General features: G+C 57.6%; 28 protein-coding genes and 1 pseudogene. 14 read left to right on the top strand and 15 right to left on the bottom strand.

Annotation, left to right across the window (positions count from 1 at the left end):
* Positions 1–76: 76 nt before the first annotated feature.
* Together F8N43_RS01445 and F8N43_RS01440 are read right to left on the bottom strand one after the other, a co-directional pair.
* Complete coding sequence (locus F8N43_RS01445) at positions 77–1303, bottom strand: winged helix-turn-helix domain-containing protein (RefSeq protein ID WP_150653085.1); 1227 nt, start codon at positions 1301–1303, stop codon at positions 77–79.
* A 64-nt stretch (positions 1304–1367) separates the two neighbouring features.
* On the bottom strand, positions 1368–1583 hold the full coding sequence (locus F8N43_RS01440) for a DUF1127 domain-containing protein (protein WP_150631068.1): 216 nt from the start codon (positions 1581–1583) through the stop codon (positions 1368–1370).
* 96 nt (positions 1584–1679) lie between these two features.
* Here F8N43_RS01440 and F8N43_RS01435 point away from each other — a divergent pair, with 96 nt between their 5' ends.
* Complete coding sequence (locus F8N43_RS01435) at positions 1680–2534, top strand: LysR substrate-binding domain-containing protein (RefSeq protein WP_150631067.1); 855 nt, start codon at positions 1680–1682, stop codon at positions 2532–2534.
* Here the strand turns inward: F8N43_RS01435 and F8N43_RS01430 are convergent.
* Positions 2524–3273: a sulfite exporter TauE/SafE family protein gene (locus F8N43_RS01430; protein WP_150631066.1), complete on the bottom strand. Its 750-nt coding sequence runs from the start codon at positions 3271–3273 to the stop codon at positions 2524–2526. The two genes, F8N43_RS01435 and F8N43_RS01430, sit on opposite strands and share 11 nt — an antisense overlap.
* A 111-nt stretch (positions 3274–3384) precedes the next feature.
* On the opposite strand from F8N43_RS01430, the gene F8N43_RS01425 reads away from it, so the two are divergent.
* The 4 genes from F8N43_RS01425 (at position 3385) to F8N43_RS01410 (ending at position 6636) form a co-directional block, all read left to right on the top strand.
* Entirely contained in the window at positions 3385–4341 is a 957-nt protein-coding gene (locus tag F8N43_RS01425; RefSeq protein WP_150631065.1) for a LysR family transcriptional regulator, read from the top strand.
* 69 nt (positions 4342–4410) lie between these two features.
* Positions 4411–4872 carry a MarR family winged helix-turn-helix transcriptional regulator gene (locus F8N43_RS01420; RefSeq protein WP_150631145.1) on the top strand — a complete coding sequence of 154 codons (462 nt, stop codon included), beginning with the start codon at positions 4411–4413 and terminating at the stop codon, positions 4870–4872.
* 295 nt (positions 4873–5167) lie between these two features.
* Complete coding sequence (locus F8N43_RS01415; RefSeq protein ID WP_150631064.1) at positions 5168–5587, top strand: organic hydroperoxide resistance protein; 420 nt, start codon at positions 5168–5170, stop codon at positions 5585–5587.
* A gap of 32 nt (positions 5588–5619) precedes the next feature.
* A complete protein-coding gene (locus F8N43_RS01410) occupies positions 5620–6636 on the top strand; it encodes an alpha/beta hydrolase (protein WP_150653084.1) in 1017 nt (338 codons plus the stop codon).
* 190 nt (positions 6637–6826) lie between these two features.
* Here F8N43_RS01410 and F8N43_RS01405 read toward each other — a convergent pair whose 3' ends face one another.
* Positions 6827–7396 carry an elongation factor P gene (locus F8N43_RS01405; RefSeq protein ID WP_007943632.1) on the bottom strand — a complete coding sequence of 190 codons (570 nt, stop codon included), beginning with the start codon at positions 7394–7396 and terminating at the stop codon, positions 6827–6829.
* 48 nt (positions 7397–7444) lie between these two features.
* Positions 7445–8602: an elongation factor P maturation arginine rhamnosyltransferase EarP gene (earP, locus tag F8N43_RS01400; RefSeq protein WP_150653083.1), complete on the bottom strand. Its 1158-nt coding sequence runs from the start codon at positions 8600–8602 to the stop codon at positions 7445–7447.
* Between the two features lie 124 nt (positions 8603–8726).
* On the opposite strand from earP, the gene F8N43_RS01395 reads away from it, so the two are divergent.
* Positions 8727–9155 carry a hypothetical protein gene (locus F8N43_RS01395; protein WP_150653082.1) on the top strand — a complete coding sequence of 143 codons (429 nt, stop codon included), beginning with the start codon at positions 8727–8729 and terminating at the stop codon, positions 9153–9155.
* On the top strand, positions 9148–9630 hold the full coding sequence (locus F8N43_RS01390) for a GreA/GreB family elongation factor (protein ID WP_150631060.1): 483 nt from the start codon (positions 9148–9150) through the stop codon (positions 9628–9630). The genes F8N43_RS01395 and F8N43_RS01390 overlap by 8 nt, the downstream gene beginning before the upstream one ends.
* An 8-nt stretch (positions 9631–9638) precedes the next feature.
* On the opposite strand, the gene cysB is transcribed toward F8N43_RS01390, so the two are convergent.
* The 5 genes from cysB to F8N43_RS01365 all read right to left on the bottom strand — a co-directional run bounded on the left by cysB (position 9639) and on the right by F8N43_RS01365 (position 13605).
* Complete coding sequence (gene cysB / locus F8N43_RS01385) at positions 9639–10613, bottom strand: HTH-type transcriptional regulator CysB (protein WP_150631059.1); 975 nt, start codon at positions 10611–10613, stop codon at positions 9639–9641.
* Between the two features lie 123 nt (positions 10614–10736).
* Positions 10737–11240, bottom strand: a complete 504-nt coding sequence (locus tag F8N43_RS01380; RefSeq protein ID WP_150631058.1) for a universal stress protein — start codon at positions 11238–11240, stop codon at positions 10737–10739.
* Between the two features lie 94 nt (positions 11241–11334).
* Positions 11335–12240: a 5'-nucleotidase gene (locus tag F8N43_RS01375; protein ID WP_150631057.1), complete on the bottom strand. Its 906-nt coding sequence runs from the start codon at positions 12238–12240 to the stop codon at positions 11335–11337.
* A gap of 25 nt (positions 12241–12265) precedes the next feature.
* Positions 12266–13222, bottom strand: a complete 957-nt coding sequence (locus tag F8N43_RS01370; protein WP_150653081.1) for a putative 2-dehydropantoate 2-reductase — start codon at positions 13220–13222, stop codon at positions 12266–12268.
* Positions 13219–13605, bottom strand: a complete 387-nt coding sequence (locus F8N43_RS01365; protein WP_150631055.1) for a thioredoxin family protein — start codon at positions 13603–13605, stop codon at positions 13219–13221. The genes F8N43_RS01370 and F8N43_RS01365 overlap by 4 nt, the downstream gene beginning before the upstream one ends.
* Here F8N43_RS01365 and F8N43_RS01360 point away from each other — a divergent pair.
* Together F8N43_RS01360 and F8N43_RS01355 are read left to right on the top strand one after the other, a co-directional pair.
* Positions 13604–14047, top strand: a complete 444-nt coding sequence (locus F8N43_RS01360; protein WP_150631054.1) for a PilZ domain-containing protein — start codon at positions 13604–13606, stop codon at positions 14045–14047. The two genes, F8N43_RS01365 and F8N43_RS01360, sit on opposite strands and share 2 nt — an antisense overlap.
* Before the next feature lie 162 nt (positions 14048–14209).
* Entirely contained in the window at positions 14210–15286 is a 1077-nt protein-coding gene (locus F8N43_RS01355; RefSeq protein WP_150631053.1) for a 3-deoxy-7-phosphoheptulonate synthase, read from the top strand.
* Positions 15287–15347: 61 nt separating this feature from the next.
* Here the strand turns inward: F8N43_RS01355 and F8N43_RS01350 are convergent, their stop codons facing one another.
* The gene (locus tag F8N43_RS01350; RefSeq protein ID WP_008031384.1) at positions 15348–15635 is read right to left on the bottom strand and encodes a GNAT family N-acetyltransferase; all 288 of its coding nucleotides are present in this window, start codon (positions 15633–15635) and stop codon (positions 15348–15350) included.
* 642 nt (positions 15636–16277) lie between these two features.
* Here F8N43_RS01350 and oprI point away from each other — a divergent pair.
* Positions 16278–16529, top strand: coding sequence for an outer membrane lipoprotei OprI (gene oprI / locus F8N43_RS01345; protein WP_003172710.1), 252 nt, complete (start codon positions 16278–16280; stop codon positions 16527–16529).
* A 123-nt stretch (positions 16530–16652) separates the two neighbouring features.
* Here the strand turns inward: oprI and F8N43_RS01340 are convergent, their stop codons facing one another.
* From F8N43_RS01340 to F8N43_RS01330, 3 genes and pseudogenes are all read right to left on the bottom strand, one after another.
* On the bottom strand, positions 16653–17624 hold the full coding sequence (locus tag F8N43_RS01340) for a L,D-transpeptidase family protein (protein WP_150631052.1): 972 nt from the start codon (positions 17622–17624) through the stop codon (positions 16653–16655).
* A gap of 168 nt (positions 17625–17792) precedes the next feature.
* On the bottom strand, positions 17793–18086 hold the full coding sequence (locus F8N43_RS01335; RefSeq protein WP_003226812.1) for a hypothetical protein: 294 nt from the start codon (positions 18084–18086) through the stop codon (positions 17793–17795).
* Between the two features lie 56 nt (positions 18087–18142).
* Positions 18143–18301, bottom strand: a pseudogene (locus F8N43_RS01330) (arylesterase); the annotation flags it as partial.
* 143 nt (positions 18302–18444) lie between these two features.
* Between F8N43_RS01330 and hxsA2 the strand changes: the two are divergent.
* The 4 genes from hxsA2 to hxsC are packed head-to-tail and all read left to right on the top strand — an operon-like array spanning position 18445 to position 21643.
* The gene (hxsA2, locus tag F8N43_RS29815) at positions 18445–18732 is read left to right on the top strand and encodes a His-Xaa-Ser repeat protein HxsA2 (RefSeq protein ID WP_412070991.1); all 288 of its coding nucleotides are present in this window, start codon (positions 18445–18447) and stop codon (positions 18730–18732) included.
* Between the two features lies 1 nt (position 18733).
* Complete coding sequence (hxsD, locus tag F8N43_RS01320) at positions 18734–19036, top strand: His-Xaa-Ser system protein HxsD (RefSeq protein WP_150631050.1); 303 nt, start codon at positions 18734–18736, stop codon at positions 19034–19036.
* The gene (hxsB, locus tag F8N43_RS01315; protein ID WP_150631049.1) at positions 19029–20486 is read left to right on the top strand and encodes a His-Xaa-Ser system radical SAM maturase HxsB; all 1458 of its coding nucleotides are present in this window, start codon (positions 19029–19031) and stop codon (positions 20484–20486) included. The genes hxsD and hxsB overlap by 8 nt, the downstream gene beginning before the upstream one ends.
* The gene (gene hxsC / locus F8N43_RS01310; protein ID WP_150631048.1) at positions 20480–21643 is read left to right on the top strand and encodes a His-Xaa-Ser system radical SAM maturase HxsC; all 1164 of its coding nucleotides are present in this window, start codon (positions 20480–20482) and stop codon (positions 21641–21643) included. Before hxsB ends, hxsC begins: the two co-directional genes overlap by 7 nt.
* Positions 21644–21661: 18 nt before the next feature.
* On the opposite strand, the gene F8N43_RS01305 is transcribed toward hxsC, so the two are convergent.
* Positions 21662–22267 (bottom strand): arylesterase, encoded by a 606-nt coding sequence (locus F8N43_RS01305; protein WP_150638767.1) that lies wholly within the window; start codon positions 22265–22267, stop codon positions 21662–21664.
* Positions 22268–22276: the final 9 nt, after the last annotated feature.

Here is a 22276-nt window from a genome sequence, read left to right as displayed (position 1 = left end):
GCTAGCTCCCACATGATTTTGTGTACGACACAGATCCATTGTGGGAGCCAGCCTGCTGGCGATTAGCCCAGATTAGTCACCCATCTATCTGTGCCAATGCCACCCGCAACCGCACCGCACTCGCCCGCGGGCAATTCAACTGAACCTGCTCCAACCCCAACCAATCCGCCATCCGCCGCAAATTGACCGCTAACGCCAGCATCCCCTCCTCGTCCAGCCCCGGCTCTTCCTCATGCACGGCATGTATTGCGAGCCGCCCCAACACCCGTTCCGCGCGCAAATCCACCCGTGCGGCAATCCGCTCGTTGTGTAAAAACGGCAACACGTAATAGCCGTAGACCCGCTTGTCCGGCGGCGTATAAATCTCCAACCGATAGCGAAAATCAAACAAACGCTCGGTGCGACTGCGCTCCCAGACCAGCGAATCAAACGGCGAAAGCAAAGCACTGGCCTCGACTCTGCGCGGCACTTTCGGCGCTGGCAGGCAAAAGGCCGATTGCCGCCAACCCTCCACTTCACAGGTCAGCAGTTCCCCTGCCTCCACCAACTCCGCCAGACGCGGACGTGCATCACCAGGACTGAGACGAAAGTAATCGCGCAAGTCCTTTTCCGTCGCCACCCCCAAAGCATTCGCGGCATGCAGCAGCAGCCCGCGCTGGGCCTCGTCCTCCGAGAGCAACGGCTGCTGCAGAATTGCCGCAGGAATCACCCGCTCCGGCAAATCATAGAGCCGCTCGAAACCACGCCGCCCGGCCACGGTCACTTCTCCGGCGGCGAACAACCATTCCAGCGCATGCTTTTCCGCGCTCCAGTCCCACCACGGCCCGGCCCGCTCCTGACGGGTCGACAGACTCCCGGCACCCAGCGCACCGAGCGCCTCGACCGAGGCCAGCACCCGCCGAACAGTGTCCTGTTGCTCTCGCCCGAAACGCGCCAGTTGCTGATAGATATCTTCGCCACGACTCGCGCGTTGCATGCGCCAGCGCATCAACGGGTACATCGACAGGGGCAGCAACGAGGCTTCATGGCCCCAATATTCGAACAGCGTACGTCGACGGCCCGAACTCCAGGCAGCCTGGTCGAGCAAATTGGATGAGTAATTGCCGAGGCGGGAAAACAAGGGAAGGTAGTGCGAACGCACCAACGCATTGACCGAATCGATCTGCAGAATGCCCAGCCGCTCGATCAACCGATTGAGCTGGGCCGCTTTGATCGTCGCCGGCGGCTGGCGCCCGTTGAACCCTTGGGCGGCCAGCGCCAGGCGTCGAGCCTGTTTGATGGAAAAGGACAGCGTTGCGGGCATGAGCATCTCCTTGTCTGCTCGCAACCTACCTCACCGGGAGACGGTTTGTGTAGTTGTGGGTTACTCATTTGTGCATCGGGTCATCCCAGAATGGGCGGATGGCTTCGTGCTCGACATCCGCACGACTGAGCCCGATGTCCTTCAATGCTTCATCGCTCATGCCCGCCAACAACTCACGTTCACGGTGCAATTCGTACCAGCGCGTGATCTTGTGCAGCAAATCCGAGACGACGTGGATGGAATGTTTCTCTACCTCGACATAACCTTTTTGACCTTTCATCTTGTTGCCCTCCGTTTGGGATGGCTCAAGTGTCGCGCCGGAGCTAAGATCAATCCAACGAATGTTTCTGATGCAACACATCTCGGAGATTGATGAATGTCCGCCTTCCCAAGTATCGACACCGAAGTGCTGCGCACTTTTGTTGCCATCGCCGATCAGGGCGGTTTTACCCGCGCAGGGGAATTGGTCAACCGCACGCAGTCCGCCGTCAGCATGCAAATGAAGCGGCTGGAAGAGGACGTGTTGCAACGCCAACTGTTCCAGCGCGACGGCCGCCAGGTGCGGCTGACCGCTGAAGGCCAGGTGCTGCTGGGTTATGCCCGACGCATCCTGAAATTGCACAGCGAGGTGTTCAACACCCTGCGTGAACCGCACATGGTGGGCATGGTGCGGATCGGCACGCCGGACGATTACGTGATGCGTTTTCTGCCGGGGATTCTGCGGCGATTCGCGCAGTCTTACCCGCTGATCCAGATCGAGGTGCACTGCGAATCATCAAAACAATTGCTGCTGCGCCAGGATCTCGACTTGTCCATCGTCACCCGCGAGCCGGGCAACGAGATCGGCCAGTTGCTGCGCAAGGAGCGTTTTGTCTGGGCCGAGGCACAATGCTTCAGCGCCCACGAGCAGACGCCGTTACCGCTGGCGATGTTCAACAGTGATTGTTTCTGCAGGCTGTGGGCCTGCAATGCGCTGGATGCGATGGGCCGCGATTATCGCGTGGCCTACAACAGCTCGAGCCTGTCGGCGATCATGGCGGTGGTCAGCGCCGGACTCGCCGTCACCGCACAACTGGAAAGCCTGATCACCCCGGACATGCGCATTCTCGGTGAGGCCGAAGACCTGCCCGTGCTGCCCGAGGCCAGCATCATGCTGGTGCGCAACCTGCACAATCCGTCACCGATTACCGAATGCCTGGCCGAACACATCGTCGAAGGCTTCAAACTTTAAACGCGAGCATCACCGCACACAGCACCAGGAAGCCGCAGAACAACCCGCGCAGGAGGCGCTCCGGCATGGCATGAGCGATCTTCACGCCCCAGCTGATGCTCAGCAGTCCACCCACGGCCAACGGCAGGCCGATCATCCAGTTCACTTGATGATGCACGGCATAGGTAACCAGCGTGACGCCTGTGCTGGGCAATGCCAGTGCCAGCGACAACCCTTGGGCCACCACCTGGCTGGTGCCGAACAGACTGGTCAGCACCGGTGTTGCCACCACCGCCCCACCCACGCCGAACAATCCGCCCATGGTCCCGGACGCCGCGCCGAGTACGCCCAGCCATGGCCATGAGTAATTCATCTGAGAACTGGCCGGCGCACTGGCGTAGAACATTCGCATCAGGTTGTAGGCCGACAGCGCGATCAGGAACGCGACAAATCCGACGCGCATGGTTTGCGCATCAATACCCACCGCCCAGATCGAACCGATCCAGGCAAAGCAAAAACCCATCGAGGCCAGTGGCAGCGCGTGACGCATTTCGATTTTATTGCGCTGGTGATAACGCCATAGCGCCAGCATCACGTTCGGCACAACCATCACCAGTGCGGTGCCCTGGGCAATTTGCTGATCAAGACCGAACAACACGCCGAGCAATGGAATGGCGATCAGGCCCCCACCAATACCAAACAGGCCGCCGAGGGTTCCCAGGGCTGCGCCAAATACCAAGTACATCAAAAACTCGATCACGGCCGATTTCCTTTTATCTCAGGCCATTCATCCTACGCAGTCGGCGCTGGCAGGGAAACGCACAGCAACGCACAATGGCTGTGCCAACTTCGCATAAGCGCTGACGAATTCATGAACCCCAATCAATTGACCGAACAACTCGGCCTGTTCCTCGACGTATTGGAAACCGGCAGTTTTTCAGCCGCCTCGCGCCGTCATCCACTGACCCCTTCGGCTGTGGCGCGGCGCATCGACAGCCTGGAAAGCGCCGTCGGCAGCCAGTTGTTTATTCGCAGTACCCACGCCGTCCGCGCGACCCCGGCCGGCGTGGCGTTTGCCGAGCGAGCGCGGCGGATCGTGGCTGAACTGCAATTGGCCCGGGCCGAGGCAGTGTCCCTGAGCAGCGCACCGGAAGGGCTGATCCGGATCGACGCGCCCGCTGCGTTCGGCCGGCGGCATCTGGCGCCAGTGATCGCCGATTTTCTGATGCTCTACCCCGGCCTCGACGTGCAACTGCACTTGATCGACAGTTTTGTCGACATGCAGGGTTTGAACCTGGGCAAAGTCGATCTGGTGCTGCGCGCCGGGCAAATGGCCGACACCCGCTTGGTGGCCACGCCACTGGCAAGCATGGTGCGCATCGCCTGCGCCAGCCCCGCGTATCTGCAACGCCGTGGCGTACCGACCGATCCCGCGCAATTGAGCGGCCACGATGGCCTCGACTGGGACGGCCTGGCGCCACCGTTTGCGTGGCGATTCGAGCGCAATGCAGAAATGCATTTGCATCGTCCCGGACGCATCCGCCTGAGCGCCAACAATGCCGAGGCGCTGCTGTGCGGCACGCTGGCCGGACTCGGTATCGCGCACTTGCCGACCTGGCTGACCAGCGAATACCTGTTGCGCGGCGAACTGTTGCCGCTGTTCTGTGAACACGGCCTGCCACCGCCGGAAACCACCGGCATCTATGCGTTGCGTCTGGAGCAGCAACCCAACCCGAGGAGTCGTTTATTGCTGGAATACCTGAAAGTCCGCTTCAGCCCTGTCCCGCCATGGGATCTGGCGCTGCAAACCAACCTGGACCGGCACTAGTCCAGAATTGTCTGGCGCATTAAAGATTCGCCCGCTAGATTTATGACGATCACTGATCAAGGCTTCGAAATGAACACCGAGCGCAACACATCCGATAACTGCGACGCCCTGCTGCTGGACAATCAGGCCTGCTTCGCCCTGCATTCCACCTCGCTGCTGATGACCAAGGTCTACAAGCCGCTGCTGCAGGCGTTGGGCCTGACCTATCCGCAGTACCTGGCGATGATGGTGTTGTGGGAACGGGACGGTTTGACCGTAGGCGAAATCAGCGCGCGATTGCTGACCGATCCCGGCTCACTAACCCCGCTGCTCAAGCGTCTGGAAGTCGAAGGCTTGCTCAGCCGCACTCGCAGCCGCGAGGACGAGCGAGTGGTGATTGTCGAGCTGACTGAACAGGGCCGCGCATTGCGGGACAAGGCGCGGGGCGTGCCCCAGTGCATCCTCGGCGCCAGCGGGATGACGCTTGAGCGGTTGCAAAAACTGCAAGCGGAGCTGCAAGTGCTGCGCAGCAATCTGCAAGACAGCCTGTAATCCTCAATCCATCATAAATCCCCTGTGGGAGCGAGATCGGCTTGCCGATCTCGCTCCCACATTTGCTTTGTGGTGCCCCTGCCGACCTCGTTTCTTCCTTCATAATATTTTTCCAACGGAAAAACCTGCCGCGACCGCTCTAACGCAACACATCCAACCAGTGACCACTTCGGAACCAAAACTTTTTTCAAAATTTATCTTGCGCGCTAAATATTTGCGCGATACATTCATTTCGCACTTACTTAGCGCGCAAACATTTAGCGCAGAACAACCAAACCAGAACGAGGCCTCCATCATGCAAACTCTCTACACCGCAATCGCAACCTCCACTGGCGGCCGTGACGGTCGTGCGGTTTCCAGCGACAACATCCTCGACGTCAAACTCGCTACCCCGAAAGAACTCGGTGGTGCTGGCGGTGCTGCCACCAACCCTGAACAGCTGTTCGCTGCCGGTTACTCGGCCTGCTTCATCGGCGCGCTGAAATTCGTCGCCAGCCAGACCAAACGCAGCATCCCGAATGACGCATCGATCACCGCCCATGTCGGCATCGGCCAGATTCCTGGCGGCTTCGGTCTGGACATCGACCTGCACATCAGCCTGCCGGGCCTTGAACAAGCCGATGCGCAAACGCTGGTCGACGCTGCCCACCAGGTGTGCCCGTACTCCAACGCCACCCGTGGCAACGTCGAAGTGCGCCTGCACGTGACTGTCTAACCACCGACCCCAAGTCCGAACAGGTAACGAACATGAACACTTTCAGCAAAGTCTTGACCGGCACCCTTCTCGCCCTGTCGATCCACAGTGCATTTGCGGGCGACGGCGTTGAGCACAACACCCAGGCGTTCCTCGATGTTCTGAATGCCGGCACCGGCAAACCGATGGAACAGCTTTCACCGAAAGATGCCCGGGCCATTTTGGTCGGCGCGCAAGCCGGGGTGAAATTGACGCTGCCAAAAGCGGACGTCAGCCAGAAGACCATTCAAGTCAATGGCCAACCGCTCAGCCTGACCATCGTTCGCCCGGCCGGGGTCGAAGGCGAGCTGCCGGTGTTCATGTTCTTCCACGGCGGTGGCTGGGTGCTGGGGGATTTCCCGACCCACGAACGCCTGGTTCGGGACCTGGTCACGGGTTCGGGTGCGGCGGCGGTGTTCGTCAATTACACCCCTTCGCCGGAAGCGCATTACCCGGTGGCGATCAACCAGGCTTATGCCGCGACCCAGTGGGTGGCTGAGCACGGTAAAGAAATCAACGTCGACGGCAAGCGTCTGGCCGTGGCCGGCAACAGTGTCGGCGGCAATATGGCGGCCGTGGTTGCGCTGATGGCCAAAGACAAGGGCACGCCGGCGATCAAATTCCAGTTGCTGCTGTGGCCGGTGACGGATGCAAACTTTGAAACGGCGTCTTACAACCAGTTTGCCGAGGGGCACTTCCTCACCAGGAACATGATGAAGTGGTTCTGGGACAACTACACCACTGACGCCAAGCAGCGTAACGAGATCTACGCTTCGCCACTGCGGGCGACCACGGCCCAACTCAAAGGCTTGCCCCCTGCGTTGGTGCAGACGGCCGGCGCTGACGTGCTGCGTGATGAGGGTGAAGCCTATGCGCGCAAACTGGATGAGGCCGGTGTGCCGGTGACGGCGGTTCGCTACAACGGCATGATCCACGATTACGGTTTGCTCAACGTGGTGAGCCAGGTGCCTGCGGTGCGCTCGGCGATGCTGCAAGCGTCTGAAGAACTCAAGCAACACCTGAAGAAATAACGCAGTAAAAAATGTGGGAGCGAGCCTGCTCGCGATAGGGGTAGATCAGTCAACATCTCTGTTGGATGTGAAACCGCCATCGCGAGCAGGCTCACTCCCACAAAGGTTCCCGCTGTTCTTGAAATTGCATTTCAGCAGACACAAAAAAGCCCGACTCAATGGTCGGGCTTTTTCATTCCTGAAGCGGTGCTTATTTAGCACGGCCTTTGTAGGAACCGCCTTCGCGGGTATCGATCTCGATCATGTCGCCGATTTCGATGAAGTCAGCAACCGACAGTTCGGTACCGTTCTTCAGTTTGGCAGGCTTCATTACCTTGCCGGAAGTGTCGCCGCGAGCGGAACCTTCGGTGTAGTCAACCTGACGCACGATGGTGGTCGGCAGTTCTACCGAAACCAGACGCTCTTCGAAGAAGATCGCTTCGCAAACATCGGTCATGCCTTCTTCAACGAAAGGCAGAACGGCTTCGATGTCTTCAGCGTTCAGCTCGTACATGGTGTAGTCGGTGGTGTCCATGAACGTGTAGGTGTCGCCGCTGATGAAGGACAGGGTCGCTTCTTTGCGGTCGAGGATTACGTCGTCCAGTTTGTCGTCGGCGCTGTAAACGATCTCGGTCTTGTAGCCGGTCAGCAGGTTTTTCAGCTTGGTCTTCATGATCGCGCTGTTACGACCAGACTTGGTGAATTCAGCTTTCTGAACCAGCCAAGGATCGTTTTCGAGACGGATCACGGTACCGGGTTTCAGTTCTTTACCAGTTTTCATTGCGAATATCCGAATTTGGATGGGATTTACAAAAATCTAGGCCGCGTATCATATCCAATTTACATAAAACTGTACCAGCGCTGCGGCAAGATCAGCCTGCAAAGCCTGTTCCAGACACCACGCTTCGGCGTGTTTTTGCAGTTCTGGCCAGTGTTTACGGGTCGCCGGCCAATGGTCGGACATATCATGCCCGGCATTCCACGCCCGCCAAAGACCGCTGATCGCCTCGCCGGCAGGCGCGGACAGGCCTTTTGTGTAGAGCGTGAGAAAGGCTTCGAGCTTGTCCAGGTGAATGTCTTCGTCCTGGCGATAGATGTGCCAGAGCAGCGGCCGCCCTGCCCATTGCGCACGGACAAACGAATCTTCGCCGCGCACGGCATTGAAATCGCAGCACCAAAGCAGGTGATCGTACTGATCCTGTCGGACGAACGGCAGTCCCTGCACGGTCAAGGACTCGCGCACATGCAACGCGCCGGCCGCCAACCCCTCGACACCAAGCCAACGTTCGACATCCCCAAGAATCCGCCCCTCCGGCACCAGCAAATGCGTGGTCGCGGAATCGGCGGCCATCACGTCCAGCCAACTGGCCAGACCCGCATTTTCGTAGGCAAACAGCGAAATCAGCTGCGCACCTTGCGCACGATCAATCCCTAAACCTTGCAGGAATGCGCGCTGAGCCTCGGGATCCTGCTGAAATTGCCGACGCCGTTCCAGCAATCCGCTTTCACGCAGCAAACCACCCGTGCCCTTTTGGAACCCCGGAAAGAAAAAGAATTTCTGCACGTTTTTGTATTTCACCGACGGCAAGCCGTGGCAACCAACGACCCAGTCTTCAGCGCTCAGGTAGTCGAGGTTTATCCACAGCGGCGGCTTCTCCCGCGTCGCCATGGCCTCCATGTACGCACTCGGCAACTGGCAGGCGAACGCGGCGATTACCACATCAGCCGCATCAGTCGGCTGCCAGTCGGCCGTCCACTGACGCACCTCGACACCCTCCTGCCACTGCTGTGAAAGGCTGATATCGATGGCCGGGCACATCCGCTCGAAGGCCCGCAAATCATCGACCCACAAACGCACCTCCAGCGCATGCTCGGCGACCAATTGGCGGGCAAGGCGCCAGGTCACACCGATGTCGCCAAAGTTATCGACCACGGTGCAAAAAATATCCCAGCGCCAGCGGCTTTTCATTTGAGACAGTTCAGGCATCCCAGGCTCCCGTTGGCAAAGGCGCCGATTGTCCGCATAAATTACCCCGTGCAGAAGAGCCGACGGCGATTAATCTTCATGCGACAATCGCCACTCGCCCGCGACCACCCGCCAGGAGGCAGTCATGCCCTACCGTCCCAACCCGCGCCGCCGCTTGCCGATCCAGTTCAATGCCCTGCAACTGACCGGCAGCATTGCCCTTGGATTGTGGCTGGGATTCCTCGCCATAGCACTGACTTGCTGGCTCGCCTCGCGCCTGTTGTTCAGCGAGCAACTGGCGCCGGTTGCGCAAGCGGTAGAACAACTGGCCAAACCACCGGTGGTGGCACAACCGGTGCCGGATACTCCACCGCAGAGCCCGCTGTTCGACCAGTATGAAGAGAACCTGCGCAAGAACGAGCAGCAGCAACGACTGGATCAGGCTCGCAGCACCCGCCGCAATCTGGCCAATCCGAAATGCCAGTTCTGGCTGCAACAGGACCAGACCGCGCCAAGCGAAAAAAGCCGCGCCAACGTCCTGCAGTTCTGCAGTTCTGCGATTGATCATGAATAAGCAAACCGTTCACCAACTGATTCTCGACAAACTGCGGATCGATCTCGACATCGCCGAGCGTGCCGCGCAAACCGCTTACGAAACCGCAACCCACGAAGAAAACATCGCCGAAAACAAGTACGACACCTTGGGCCTGGAGGCGTCTTACCTGGCGGCCGGACAAGCGAAACGGGTGGAGGAAATCAGGCAGTCGCTGACGCTGTGCCAAAACCTGACCTTGCGCCCTTATGACGACCAGCGTGGTATCGAGGTCGGCGCACTGCTCGGTCTCGAAGACGAAAAGGGTCGTGAGCAATGGCTGTTCCTGGCGCCCGACGCGGCAGGTTTGAAGGTCGATCTGGTGGGGCAGTGGATTACCGTCATCACCCCTCGCTCACCGCTGGGCAAAAGCCTGCTGGGCAAGTTCGAAGGGGACGAGGTGGAGATTCTGGTGGCGGGCGCTCGGCAACAGTTTTCTGTTACCGAGGTGGTGTAAACCGCAGATTAATGAACGGGCAGTTCGACGCCGTCGAACAGCTCTTCCAGTTCCTGCTTGTTGTGGCACTGAATGGCTTTGGCCATGACTTCGCGGGTCAGGTGCGGGGCGAACTTCTCGATGAAGTCGCACATGAAGCCACGCAGGAACGTACCCCGACGGAAACCGATTTTAGTGATGCTGGATTCGAACAGATCGCCGGCATCGAGCATGACCAGGTCACTGTCGAGTTTGGCGTCGACCGCCATTTTCGCCACGATCCCCACACCCAGACCCAAGCGAACGTAAGTCTTGATCACGTCGGCGTCGGCGGCGGTGAACACCACTTTCGGCGTCAGGCCGCGATGGCTGAAGGCTTCGTCGAGTTTCGAACGCCCGGTGAAACCGAAGACGTAGGTCACGATCGGGTATTCGGCCAGCGCTTCGAGGGTCAGCTTCGACAACTTGGTCAGCGGGTGGCCCTGAGGCACGACCACGCAGCGGTTCCAGCGGTAGCACGGCATCATCACCAGATCACCAAACAGCTCCAGCGCTTCAGTCGCGATGGCGAAATCGACGGTGCCGTCAGCGGCCATTTCGGCGATCTGCATCGGCGACCCCTGGTGCATGTGCAGCGCAACGTCGGGGTATTGCTTGATGAAATTGCTGATCACCGGCGGCAACGCATAACGCGCCTGGGTGTGCGTGGTAGCGATCGACAGGGTGCCTTTCTTCTCGTTGGAGAATTCCTGGGCGATCTGCTTGATGCTTTCAACCTTGCGCAGGATCTCGCCGGCGGTGGTGATGATGCGCTCGCCGGCCGGAGTGACGCGGGTCAGGTGCTTGCCGCTGCGAGCGAAAACCTCGACGCCCAATTCGTCTTCCAGCAGACGGATCTGCTTGCTGATACCCGGTTGCGAGGTGTAAAGGCTTTGGGCTGTTGCGGAAACGTTGAGGTCGTGGTGCGCCACTTCCCAGATGTAGCGCAGTTGTTGAAGCTTCATATGAATCCCTCAAAGCAGGTAGACGCCACGGGCATCAGCGACGGTATATAACTATATTAATGGTTTGAAGAATAAATCTAGAACTTTTTATCAAAACGCCACTATTCATGTTCTAGTCGTGTTCTAGCGATCCCCCTGGCGACGGCGTTCCACCAGCGGCACCAGATAGACCGGGACCCGAGCCAACTGCAACACCCGCGCTGCGGTCCGGCCCAAAGGCGTTTCCGCGCCAGTACCATGGCTATGACTACCTACGATCAACAAATCCACGGAGAGTTTCTGTGCCTGGTCGAGAATCACCTGCGACGGATCGCCCTGAAGCACCCGCACCGCTTTGATCCGCTCCAGGTCCTGCTCTCCCTCCCCCCCCAACTCCTCACGAAAGCTGTCGAGCACCCGCTGCTCGATATTGGCAATGACCGTGTTGAGGCCCTGACTGTGAAACTCGTTCAACGCCTGCTCATCGAGGTAACTTTGAAGCACCGACTCGGCAAACAGCCCCATCGGTTCAACCGCATGCACCACATACAAGTCGGCATTGAATGTGCGCGCCAGCGCCAAGGCATGCTGCATCACCAAAGGGGCGTACAGGCCGAGGTCAGTGGCATACAGCATCGAATGAATCATATGACCTCCTTGAATGCCGACATGGCGGAGATTGATTCAGCTTAGCAGTGCCTTGGCGAGTACGACGTCCCGCGTAACGCGTTGAACGGCGGGCTTAAACTTTTTGCTCGTTGCTTATGCCATGGGGCACGTGGCCGGTAGCGACCACCTCGCGGGCCAACTCGCAATGGCCGGCCTGATCGTCGAAAAACACATCAGCGGCAAAGGCTTCGAGGAAAGCCGATTTGGTCAGGCCACCCAGAAACAGCGACTCGTCCAGACGAATATCCCACTCACGCAAGGTGCGGATCACCCGTTCATGAGCCGGCGCCGAACGCGCGGTAACCAGCGCAGTACGGATCGGGCAGGCGTCCTCCGGGAACTCGCGCTGCAACAGATTGAGTGCCGCGAGGAAGCCTTTGAACGGCCCACCGCGCAAGGGCTCACGGGCACTTTCGCGCTCGCTGGCCTGGAACGCTTCGAGGCCGCCCGCCTGATAAACGCGCTCTGACTCGTCGGAAAACAGCACAGCGTCACCGTCGAAGGCGATCCGCAATTCATCGCTGGCCGCACGGCTGGCACCGCCTGACAGAATGGTCGCCGCCGCAAACCCGGCCTCCAGCGCACTGCGCACGTCTTCGGCGTGGGTCGACAGAAACAGGTCGCAACCAAATGCCTTGAGGTACGGATACGGACTGCGTCCGCCGACAAACGCCGCGCGCGAAATCGCGAGACCGTAATGGTGAATCGAGTTGAACACCCGCAGCCCGGTGTCGGCGCTGTTGCGCGACACCAAAATCACCTCGACCCTGGCGCGGCCAAGGCTGGCGTTCAGGTTCAGGAGTTTTTCCACCAACGGGAAGGCATCACCGGGCTCGAGGATTTCGTCTTCGTGTTCGATCTGATATTGCCGGTAAGCTTCGACGCCACTCGACAGATAAACCTTGTGGCTTTCGCTCAGGTCGAACAGCGCACGCGAAGAAATCGCCAGTACCAGTTTGTCGTCAATCGTCTTTGCCATGCCCTTCCCCCTCGGGTTGATCGACTCAAGTGTTACGTCGATCGATAAAACTCAAACTGCGATACAACGCTTCAATTCGCGGCAATTCGCACCCGGCGGCCTTGGCCACCGCCAGCGGTCGGGCGTAAATCGCCGCCAGTTCCAGCGGTCGCTTATGCAAAAAGTCGTGGTACATGCTCGGCCAGTAGTCCGGCATTTTCTCGGTCATCATGAACAGAAAATCGGCATAACCGGCCGGTATGTCGTGACCGCAGGCTTTCGCCCCCTGAACCACTTCAGCCATCAGGGCCTTGATCAGTTCGCGGCTGTCGGCATCGGCCATCAACGGTGTGGTGCCTGCACCGAGCAGCACCGAGAGGCCGTTGTAAGGGATATTCCAGACCAGTTTTTGCCAGCGTGCCTGGTGCAGGTTCGGCATGGCCTGAGAATCGATGCCAGCGCTGCGGAACAGCCCGGCGCCCTCCTCGACGATCGCCATGCGCGCCTGCTCATCGGCAGCGGGGCCACTGTGATAGCCGACGTTCACCGCGCCGAGAGCCTGATGGGTGATCGCGCCCGGGCCGGTGCGATGCACGCAGATCAGACAAAGACCGCCGAGCAGGTGCAATGTATCAGGCAGCAATGCCCGCAGGCTGTCTTCGACGTCAAGACCGTTTTGCAGCAGCAGGACCTTGGCATTCGGCGCTGCGGATTGAATGATCGCAGGTGCCAGGTCGGCATTGCTGGTGGTCTTGGCGCCGACCAGCAGCCAGTCGCAGGGTGGCATGTCTTCAGCGCACGAATAAGCTTGAACCGGATGCAACCTCAACGCGCCGTGCGGTGCACTGTCGACGTGAAGACCGCGCTCGGCCACCGCCGAAAACTCGCTGCGCAGCAGAAAGTGCACATCGAAACCGGCACGCGCCAGCATCACCCCGTAAAACCCACCGATCGCACCGGTGCCGATAATACCGATGGTCGGTTTGGCAACTGCAGCCGTCATGGCAATTCCTCTGCTGTTCTCGTCAACGCCTGACCTACGGCTTCATTCAGCTCGGTAGAGGTCAGGCGAGATTTTAGTGCTCCGAAGAACTCACCGTCGCGCACCACAAACAGCGCCGGCAAATGAAAGACCTGATAACGCTCGACCACCCCACCATTGTCCCCCGCATCGATCCAGCACAAGCGATCGACGGCCAGATCGAGCCTGGGTAATTGCTCTCGGGCAAAACGGCAACTGGCGCAGCCGACGCTGGTGAAAATAACCAGTGACACCCCGCTCATGGCCAGCAACCGTTGGTCGGCGTCGAAATCGGTCAGTTCCAATTCGACCACTATACTGGGGGAAACAATGTCAGATGGCCGACACATGGAGTCCGTGCTCATGGGACGTTTTATTCCTCATCCTGACGATGTGCCCGTCGAATTAACATTACTCAAGCCTGAGTGTATTTCACGGCAACAGCTGCACACTATCAGCCTCGGGGGCATGGCTTGCAATTACCACCGCGCCTGGCGCCACGGTACGGCGCTGGAAGTGCGCATCCCCACCCTGAACCCCGATTTGCGTTTTCTGGGTTACGTGGCCTGGTGCCTGCGACGCAAGCGCGGCTACCTGGTGGGCATTGCATTTGTCGACGAGCAGATGATGTTCAGTGCCCGAATGGGCGAACAGGTGTGCCAGATCGAACGTTACTGTCGCCTGCATGACGCCCATGACGACTTGCAGGAAACCCAGGCCCTCGCCCTCGAATGGGTCCAGCAACACGCCGACGAGTTCTCCCACGACACGGTTCGCAAGGCATTCGCGCAGGCTGTGCTGGATTAAGGGACCTTATCAATTAGTTGAGAATGGCCCTTAAACCGCTGTCTGCCCATTGTCGAGCCACGGTGTAACGCGCTAAGGTTCCGCTCCCCGACGCGCTTAATTTGCTGTGCTCCGCCGCGCGGGTTCGCTGGCGGCCGGCACCCGTGACCTGACGAGTAAACGATGGCTGATTTACCGATCAACGACCTAAACGTCGCTTCCAACGAGACGCTGATCACTCCTGACCAGCTCAAGCGTGATATCCCTCTGAGCGACGCTGCCCTGCGCACCGTCACCAAGGGTCGCGAAGTCATTCGCAACATTCTTGATGGCACCGACCACCGCCTGTTCGTCGTCATCGGGCCTTGCTCGATCCACGACATCAAGGCAGCCCACGAATACGCCGAGCGTCTGAAAGTACTCGCTGCGGAAGTGTCCGATACGTTGTATCTGGTCATGCGCGTGTATTTCGAGAAGCCACGCACCACCGTCGGCTGGAAAGGCTTGATCAACGACCCGTACCTGGACGACTCCTTCAAGATTCAAGACGGCCTGCACATTGGTCGTCAGTTGCTGCTGGACCTGGCCGAAATGGGCCTGCCGACCGCGACCGAAGCCCTCGACCCGATCTCTCCGCAATACTTGCAGGACCTGATCAGCTGGTCGGCCATCGGCGCACGCACCACCGAATCCCAGACACACCGTGAAATGGCCTCCGGCCTGTCCTCGGCAGTCGGTTTCAAGAATGGCACCGACGGCGGCCTGACAGTGGCGATCAACGCCCTGCAATCGGTTTCCAGCCCGCATCGCTTCCTGGGCATCAACCAGGAAGGTGGCGTGTCCATCGTTACCACCAAGGGCAATGCCTACGGTCACGTGGTGCTGCGCGGCGGCAACGGCAAGCCGAACTACGATTCGGTCAGCGTCGCATTGTGCGAACAAGCGCTGAACAAAGCGAAGATCAAGCCGAACATCATGGTCGACTGCAGCCACGCCAACTCCAACAAGGACCCGGCCCTGCAACCGCTGGTGATGGAGAACGTCGCCAACCAGATCCTCGAAGGCAATCAGTCGATCATCGGCCTGATGGTCGAGAGTCACCTGAACTGGGGCTGCCAGGCGATTCCGAAAGACCTCGCCGACCTGCAATACGGCGTGTCGATCACCGATGCCTGCATCGATTGGTCCGCCACCGAAAACACCCTGCGCAGCATGCACGCCAAGCTCAAGGATGTGCTGCCGAAACGTGATCGCACCTGATCACTCTTCAGCGCACACAAAAACGCCGGGCTTAAACCCGGCGTTTTTTTATGCGTTTGTTTTACTGGCTCAGCTTGGCCGCATGCCGCTGGTGACGCTCCATGTAGCGCTCCACGTAGGAACACGATGGGATAACGGTGTAGCCCATTTCCTCGGCGTACTCCAGCGCCTTCTCGGTCAAGGCTGCCGCAATGCCGCGACCACGCAATGCGTTGGGCACGAAGGTGCGATAAATATCCAGAGTCTGTTTCCCCAGATCCATATAGGTCAGGTAGGCACGATGACCGTCCACATTGGTCTCGAACTGATGACCTGCCTGGTCATGGTTGATGGACAACGCCTCGCTCATCACAACTCCTCTGCGGGTCTTGAATTCCGACCCCTACCTTACCGATGTTTTTCCGGCGAAGGAACATCTACGCCACCCCGTGCCTGAATGGACACCGAGAAGAGCTGCACCGATCTCGCGCAACCGAGCACGTATCAAATAGTAGGCACCATTGGCAGAAATGCTCAAGGTACGCTCGTCATCACGCTGGGTTTGGGGCGGTGCTGCTCCGGGTTACGCAGGGACGGCTCGACCGAAGAGCTCCGCGGGTCGATAGCCTGAACATTGCCGGATGTTGAGACTTAAGACGAGCGCCCTTCTTTTAAGTCACCTCTACTAGAAGAAAGAGTTTGAGAGGTGCTGCGCAAATCCCGAACAAAAGTGTAGACGAACCATGTAGACAGACTTTAGCCAAGACTGGGAAAACAATCCTGGCACCGCGGACTTTTTCGTGCCAACTCGCTCATCTCGGGCCTTGCAGCTGGATATTTTTTAATCAATCGCAAGTAAAAGTTGCTCGAAAAAGAATCAACGCCTACAATTTTTTTTGCTTCTTGCTTTACGTCAGTTTACTTACGACAAGTAATGGGTAGTATGTACGCCGGCTATTTCCTCACTCTGAGGAGACAGCTACTTAATAGAAAGTCCTTGAAGGGGAACACGATGAACAACGTTCTGAAATTCTCTGCTCTGGCTCTGGCCGCAGTTCTGGCTACCGGTTGCAGCAGCGTATCGAAAGAAACCGAAGCACGTCTGACCGCTACTGAAGACGCAGCTGCTCGCTCCCAGGCTCGTGCAGACGAAGCTTACCGTAAAGCTGATGAAGCTCTGGCTGCTGCTCAAAAAGCACAACAGACTGCTGACGAAGCTAACGAGCGTGCTCTGCGCATGCTGGAAAAAGCTAGCCGCAAGTAATAATCCTTCGGGATTGTTATCAAGCCGACCCATTTTTTGGGTCGGCTTTTTTATTGCCCGGTGTTTATCCAGGCAATAAAAAACCCGCCGACGCTCTGCGCGTCGACGGGTTTTGTTCAAGCATTACTGCATCGGATCGATCGGTGCACTCGTCACCATCGGCGCAGAAGTGTTCGGCACGGCGATTTCCACCGGCAGGCCATCTTCAGCGGCGACCACATCGCGCACCACGTCCCAGTTCATGCGCAGGTTGTTGGTGATGTCTTCACGCTTGAGCATCGCGTTGATCACCGCCGTGTGCTTGTCGACGACCGACGGGTTGCCCTTGTCGTCCAGCGGCGTGTGCGCTTCCAGATAAACCTTGCCGCCACTGACGCCGAACTTGTACGGGTCGTTGAGAATGCGCACCGACGTGCCGACCGGCACCATGCCTGCCATTTCCAGTACGTTATTGTTGAACATGCGGAAGCAGCCGTGGCTGGTGCGCATGCCGATACCGAACTTCTTGTTCGAACCGTGGATCAGGTAGCCCGGCGTGCCCAGGGTGAACTTGAACGGGCCCAGCGGGTTGTCCGGGCCGGCCGGCACGACGTTCGGCAGCGGATCGCCGTCAGCCGCGTGCTCGGCCTTGATCGACGCAGGAGGCGTCCAGGTCGGGTTTGGCGTCTTCGCAACGATGCTGGTGTGGGCAATCGGCGAACCCCAGCCTTCACGACCGATACCCAGCGGGAAGGTGTAGACCACGTTCCGGCCTTTCGGGAAGTAGTAGAGGCGGTATTCAGCCAGGTTGATGACGATGCCTTCACGCGGGCCCGGCGGCAGGATGAAGCGCGTCGGCAGTACGACCTCGGTACCGGCACCCGGCAACCATGGATCGACGCCCGGGTTGGCCGCGACCATTTCCAAGTAGCCCAGATCGTAGGTGGTGCCAAGGTCAGCGAAGGTGTCTTCGTACTTGGCCTTGATCACTTGCACCTGGCCGATGATGTCTTCACCGGGCGGTGGCAGGGGTAGCTCCAATGCTGCTACGGGGCCTGCCGCACAAAGGGCGGCAAGAGTCAGGCAGCGGGTGACGGCAGGAAAGCGCGGCAACATCCGGAAAATCCTTCGCATAATCGACTGGGGTTTAAGAACGCAATTGTACACTGGCGCTCCGGCATTCGGGGAGACACACCGATAGAGCGCGAATTGGCTACGATGGATGCGGTTTTTCAGGCGTACATATCCGTTTCTTAGGCAACGGCCGCTGCCGGCTTCACACCATCAAAGCTCGAACCGCAACTCAGGCCAGATCGGCGAAGTACCACGCTTTTGCGACTCGAGGATGGCCCGGCACAACGAACACAGACGCTGATCCTGGAACACCCGGCGATCAACGCTCGACCAGCGCGGTTGCGCGGGGAGCAGGCTGCCGCACAAAGTACGATCGGCCGAGCCGCCCAGCTCCAGCTGACGGGTCACCAGGTGTACCCGCACTTCCTGGCAGGCGAACAGATCCAGCTGTTCGTCAGGCTCGATCAGTTGGTAGGCAAAAAGTGACCAGGCGGGACGCGGCATCGGGGGCTCCAAATCGGGGGCGCCACCTTAGCCGAAACACCGCCGCTAGAAAAGCGTCAAAGCAGCGGTTTCAGCGTCGGCCAGACATTTTCCAGCAACTTGTCCTGAGCCCCCGCAGCAGGGTGCAACCCATCGGCCTGCATCAGGTCTGGATGCCCGCCCACGCCGTCGAGGAAAAACGGCACCAGCGGGATTTTTTTCTCGGTGGCGACGTTGCCGTGCACTACGGAATTAGCGGGCTATGGTACGTCTGTCGGATTTAAGAGATGGATGGCTCTTCACCGCTAATTCCACATTGACATCATGGCATCCTGCCAGCCAGACTCGCTTATATCCCCACTAACGATAAGGAAATCCGATGATGAAAAAGCGTTCCTTTTTGGTACCAATCGCTACTCTGGCAGCAGCTGTAGGCACTGAGCAGGCTTCGGCCTTAACCACCCACGAAATTGTCGAACCCGACACTGACACTACAATCTCATTCCAATCTACTACTCAAAGCGAAAATATTTCGGCTCGCGGTGGTAATGACCTGTTTGCATTTGTCCTGAAACGTGGAGATCAAGGTCAGTTCATGGCTTACCACAGCTCTCACAGCTCTCACGCTTCGCACAGCTCACACAGCTCCCATCACTCGGGCTCCTGAAATGGAACTTGAGTCTACGCTCGCCTTTGATGAGCGGCTTTATGATGTGGAAGCTCTACAAAAAGCCGCTTATCGCTCGATGAATTCGCTGACAGCCGATATCAAATGCGCTGATGGGAAATTTGTTTGCACCTTGTCCTCGAACATTGGCATCGACGAACCTTCGTTTCTGACAGCCATTCAAGAATTCAAGAAGGATGTGCTCGACTACCAGCTACGCCACAGGTTGAACGCTGAAACCCTGCCGATCAGGAACCTGATCCTTGGATTGGCGTTCTCAAAAACCGGACTGATCAGTGAGTAAATTCCAAAAACTGGAATTTTATGTACAGCAACGCACCTATGAGTTGCTGCCATTCAAATTTGATCGTCTGAATGACGACGAGTACGTCATCACCAACATGGCAGGCGAGTTCCACGTCGTACCGGTACCGATGCTCGAACCGCTGATATCCAAGACACTCCCGATCTCATCGGAACTGATACCTACTCTGCGGTCGAAACAGTTCATCCGATTCACCAATGAGCAGGCACCGCTGCAGCTTCTGGCCCTCAAGATTCGTACACGCCTGTCTAGACTCTCCCAGTTCACCAACCTGCATATCTTTGTCGTAACCCTCCGCTGCGACCACAGCTGCCCGTACTGCCAGGTATCAAGGCAATCAGAAAGCAAAGGCGAATTCGACATGACGAAGCAGATGGCTGAAAAGTCGTTGGATTTCGTTTTCAGGTCTCCGAATCCAGCCATCAAAATAGAGTTTCAGGGGGGAGAGCCTCTACTGAATTTCGAGATGGTGGAGTACATCGTTCTTGAGGCAAAAAAACGCAACCTAAAGGAAGGTCGTGACCTTCAATTCGTCATTGCTACCACACTATCGCTACTGACCGATCGAGTGCTGGTTTTCTGCAAGCAGCACAACATCGTCCTTTCATCTTCTCTTGACGGTCCAATGGATCTCCACAATGCGAACCGCCCTCGCCCCGGAAGAGACAGTCATCAACGCTTCGAAGAAGGCCTGAAAAAGGCACGTGCCGCCCTTGGTTACGATCAAGTGTCAGCTCTGATGACAACGACAGACAAGAGCCTGCCCCGAGCGAGAGATATCATTGATGAGTACTTGCGCCTGGGCTTTGATGGAATCTTTCTCCGTACGCTCTCCCCATACGGCTTTGCAATCAAGACCAAGAAATTCATGTCGTATGACGCTGAGCGCTGGCTGGAATTTTACAAGGAAGGTCTTGAGTACATCATTGAGCTGAACAAGTCCGGCGTACGATTTGTCGAGCAGTACTCCTCGCTTGTACTGACAAAAATGCTGACCTCGAATGATCCTGGATTTGTTGACTTGATGAACCCTGCTGGCGCGGGAATTGCCGCCATCGTGTTCAATTACGACGGGGCCGTCTATGCCTCGGATGAAAGCCGGATGCTTGCCGAGATGGGCGACCATACGTTCAGATTGGGCAACGTTCTTGAGCATTCCTATGAAGACATCATTCTTTCCGACCAGCTTCTGGATGCTCTGGAAAACTCCTTCACCTTAAGCGCGCCCATGTGCTCTGACTGTGCGTTTGAACCTTATTGTGGTGCCGAGCCTGTCTACCATCATGCTATGCACAACGACCTGGTAGCGAGAAAAACAGAATCCTCGTTCTGCAAGCGCAACATGTCTATTTTCAAGCACCTCATTGAGCTGATGGGACGCGACGAACATACGAAGCGGATTTTTATGGGGTGGGCTAATCGATGCTGAAGCTCAGCGGAAAGGTAATCCGCATTCAGGCGGTAAATGTTTACAACGATCGCACCTTGATCAAGGTTTCGACCAACCGGAGCCTGCCTGAAGTCTTGCGCCGGGAACTGGCCTATCTGATTTCTGATCATCAGATCCCCTGTGGATTCGCACATTACCTGCTGACCGAGCAACATCAGAAACTGGCCGAAGAACTGCCTGCTGGTTCTGACTATTCGATCCTGCCGAATGACTACAGCTACATCGGTGATAATGACGTTGTTCGGCTTTCCGCTGATCGTCAGAGCATCCGAGTACTGTTTCGGGCTTCATCACCGAACAACAGCATCCTGTTAACCGAGCAGTGCAATAACTACTGCCTGATGTGTTCTCAGCCACCTAAAACAGCTGATGATTCATGGATACTCGATGAAGTTGAGAGCTTGATTCCGTTGATCCCAAAGGAAACCCGAGAGCTGGGGTTTACCGGTGGTGAGCCAACGACGAATAAAGAGCGTTTTCTAAAGATTATCCGTCTGACCAAAAGCTACCTGCCAAGAACCGCGATCCATATCCTCTCGAACGGACGAAGCTTCAAAGACCTAACGTTTGCAAAAAAATATGCAGCCATCGAAATGTCCGACGCGATGATCGGAATCCCGGTCTACTCAGACGACCCGACACTGCATGACTACATCGTTCAGGCACAAGGCGCATTCGATGAAACCATTCAGGGCATTCTTAATCTGAAGCGCTTGGGCCAGAGGGTTGAGATCAGAGTGGTCATACACAAGCTTTCGGTGCAGCGGCTTCCGGAATTGTGTGAGTACATCGCTCGCAATCTTCTTTTTGTTGATCAAGTGGCACTGATGGGCCTTGAAATGATGGGCTTTACGCGAGCCAATCTTGATGAGCTCTGGATTGACCCCATCGATTACAAAGACACGCTCAGTAAGTCGGTTGCCATCCTTGCCAAGTACGGCATGAACATCTCGGTCTACAACCATCAGCTGTGCTTGGTGAACCCGGATATTCTTCCCTACTACCGAAAGTCGATCAGTGATTGGAAGAACGAGTTCGCCCCCGAATGCCAGAGCTGCAAAAAACAGCGCGAGTGCGGGGGCTTTTTCGCGTCAGGAATCAAGTTTGGGTATAGCAAACAGCTTTCTCCGTTCTGATCCCTCCGAGAAAATATCTCAAAGCAGCGGTTTCAGCGTCGGCCAGACATTTTCCAGCAACTTGTCCTGAGCCCCCGCAGCAGGGTGCAAGCCGTCGGCCTGCATCAGGTCTGGATGCCCGCCCACGCCGTCGAGGAAAAACGGCACCAGCGGGATTTTTTTCTCGGTGGCGACGTTGCTGAAAACCTCAGCGAAGGCCTTGGTGTAGCGCGCACCGTAGTTGGGCGGCAGTTGCATGCCGAGTAGAAGCACTTTGGCACCACTGGCCTTGGAGCTGTCGATCATCGCTGCAAGGTTTTGTTGCAATTGTGTTGGCAGCATTCCGCGCAGCCCGTCATTGCCGCCCAACTCGAGGATCACCAACTCCGGTTTATGCTCTGCAAGCAGCGCAGGCAGGCGCGCGTGGCCACCGGCACTGGTGTCGCCGCTGATGGACGCGTTGACCACCTTATCGTCGAAACCTTCGCGCTTGAGCCGTTGCTCAAGCAAAGACACCCACCCCAGGCGGGTATCCAGTCCGAAACCGGCGCTGATACTATCGCCAACGATCAGGACTGTACCCGCCGCTGCGTTCTGGGCCATGCACATCAAGGCCAGGCCAGCACTCAAAAACCACACTCGCATCGGATTCTC

The sequence above is a fragment of the Pseudomonas fluorescens genome (assembly GCF_902498065.1).
GTDB classification, from domain to species: Bacteria; Pseudomonadota; Gammaproteobacteria; order Pseudomonadales; family Pseudomonadaceae; genus Aquipseudomonas; species Aquipseudomonas fluorescens_BJ.
This window is presented reverse-complemented; position numbering and strand designations above follow the sequence as displayed.

Bases quoted from the DNA above. Each gene is read 5' to 3' on its own strand.
- F8N43_RS01445 (WP_150653085.1), bottom strand. From the start codon at position 1,303: ATGCCCGCAACGCTGTCCTTTTCCATCAAACAGGCTCGACGCCTGGCG.
- F8N43_RS01440 (WP_150631068.1), bottom strand. From the start codon at position 1,583: ATGAAAGGTCAAAAAGGTTATGTCGAGGTAGAGAAACATTCCATCCAC.
- F8N43_RS01435 (WP_150631067.1), top strand. From the start codon at position 1,680: ATGTCCGCCTTCCCAAGTATCGACACCGAAGTGCTGCGCACTTTTGTT.
- F8N43_RS01425 (WP_150631065.1), top strand. From the start codon at position 3,385: ATGAACCCCAATCAATTGACCGAACAACTCGGCCTGTTCCTCGACGTA.
- F8N43_RS01420 (WP_150631145.1), top strand. From the start codon at position 4,411: ATGAACACCGAGCGCAACACATCCGATAACTGCGACGCCCTGCTGCTG.
- F8N43_RS01415 (WP_150631064.1), top strand. From the start codon at position 5,168: ATGCAAACTCTCTACACCGCAATCGCAACCTCCACTGGCGGCCGTGAC.
- F8N43_RS01410 (WP_150653084.1), top strand. From the start codon at position 5,620: ATGAACACTTTCAGCAAAGTCTTGACCGGCACCCTTCTCGCCCTGTCG.
- F8N43_RS01405 (WP_007943632.1), bottom strand. From the start codon at position 7,396: ATGAAAACTGGTAAAGAACTGAAACCCGGTACCGTGATCCGTCTCGAA.
- earP (WP_150653083.1), bottom strand. From the start codon at position 8,602: ATGCCTGAACTGTCTCAAATGAAAAGCCGCTGGCGCTGGGATATTTTT.
- F8N43_RS01395 (WP_150653082.1), top strand. From the start codon at position 8,727: ATGCCCTACCGTCCCAACCCGCGCCGCCGCTTGCCGATCCAGTTCAAT.
- F8N43_RS01390 (WP_150631060.1), top strand. From the start codon at position 9,148: ATGAATAAGCAAACCGTTCACCAACTGATTCTCGACAAACTGCGGATC.
- cysB (WP_150631059.1), bottom strand. From the start codon at position 10,613: ATGAAGCTTCAACAACTGCGCTACATCTGGGAAGTGGCGCACCACGAC.
- F8N43_RS01380 (WP_150631058.1), bottom strand. From the start codon at position 11,240: ATGATTCATTCGATGCTGTATGCCACTGACCTCGGCCTGTACGCCCCT.
- F8N43_RS01375 (WP_150631057.1), bottom strand. From the start codon at position 12,240: ATGGCAAAGACGATTGACGACAAACTGGTACTGGCGATTTCTTCGCGT.
- F8N43_RS01370 (WP_150653081.1), bottom strand. From the start codon at position 13,222: ATGACGGCTGCAGTTGCCAAACCGACCATCGGTATTATCGGCACCGGT.
- F8N43_RS01360 (WP_150631054.1), top strand. From the start codon at position 13,604: ATGGGACGTTTTATTCCTCATCCTGACGATGTGCCCGTCGAATTAACA.
- F8N43_RS01365 (WP_150631055.1), bottom strand. From the start codon at position 13,605: ATGAGCACGGACTCCATGTGTCGGCCATCTGACATTGTTTCCCCCAGT.
- F8N43_RS01355 (WP_150631053.1), top strand. From the start codon at position 14,210: ATGGCTGATTTACCGATCAACGACCTAAACGTCGCTTCCAACGAGACG.
- F8N43_RS01350 (WP_008031384.1), bottom strand. From the start codon at position 15,635: ATGAGCGAGGCGTTGTCCATCAACCATGACCAGGCAGGTCATCAGTTC.
- oprI (WP_003172710.1), top strand. From the start codon at position 16,278: ATGAACAACGTTCTGAAATTCTCTGCTCTGGCTCTGGCCGCAGTTCTG.
- F8N43_RS01340 (WP_150631052.1), bottom strand. From the start codon at position 17,624: ATGTTGCCGCGCTTTCCTGCCGTCACCCGCTGCCTGACTCTTGCCGCC.
- F8N43_RS01335 (WP_003226812.1), bottom strand. From the start codon at position 18,086: ATGCCGCGTCCCGCCTGGTCACTTTTTGCCTACCAACTGATCGAGCCT.
- hxsA2 (WP_412070991.1), top strand. From the start codon at position 18,445: ATGATGAAAAAGCGTTCCTTTTTGGTACCAATCGCTACTCTGGCAGCA.
- hxsD (WP_150631050.1), top strand. From the start codon at position 18,734: ATGGAACTTGAGTCTACGCTCGCCTTTGATGAGCGGCTTTATGATGTG.
- hxsC (WP_150631048.1), top strand. From the start codon at position 20,480: ATGCTGAAGCTCAGCGGAAAGGTAATCCGCATTCAGGCGGTAAATGTT.
- F8N43_RS01305 (WP_150638767.1), bottom strand. From the start codon at position 22,267: ATGCGAGTGTGGTTTTTGAGTGCTGGCCTGGCCTTGATGTGCATGGCC.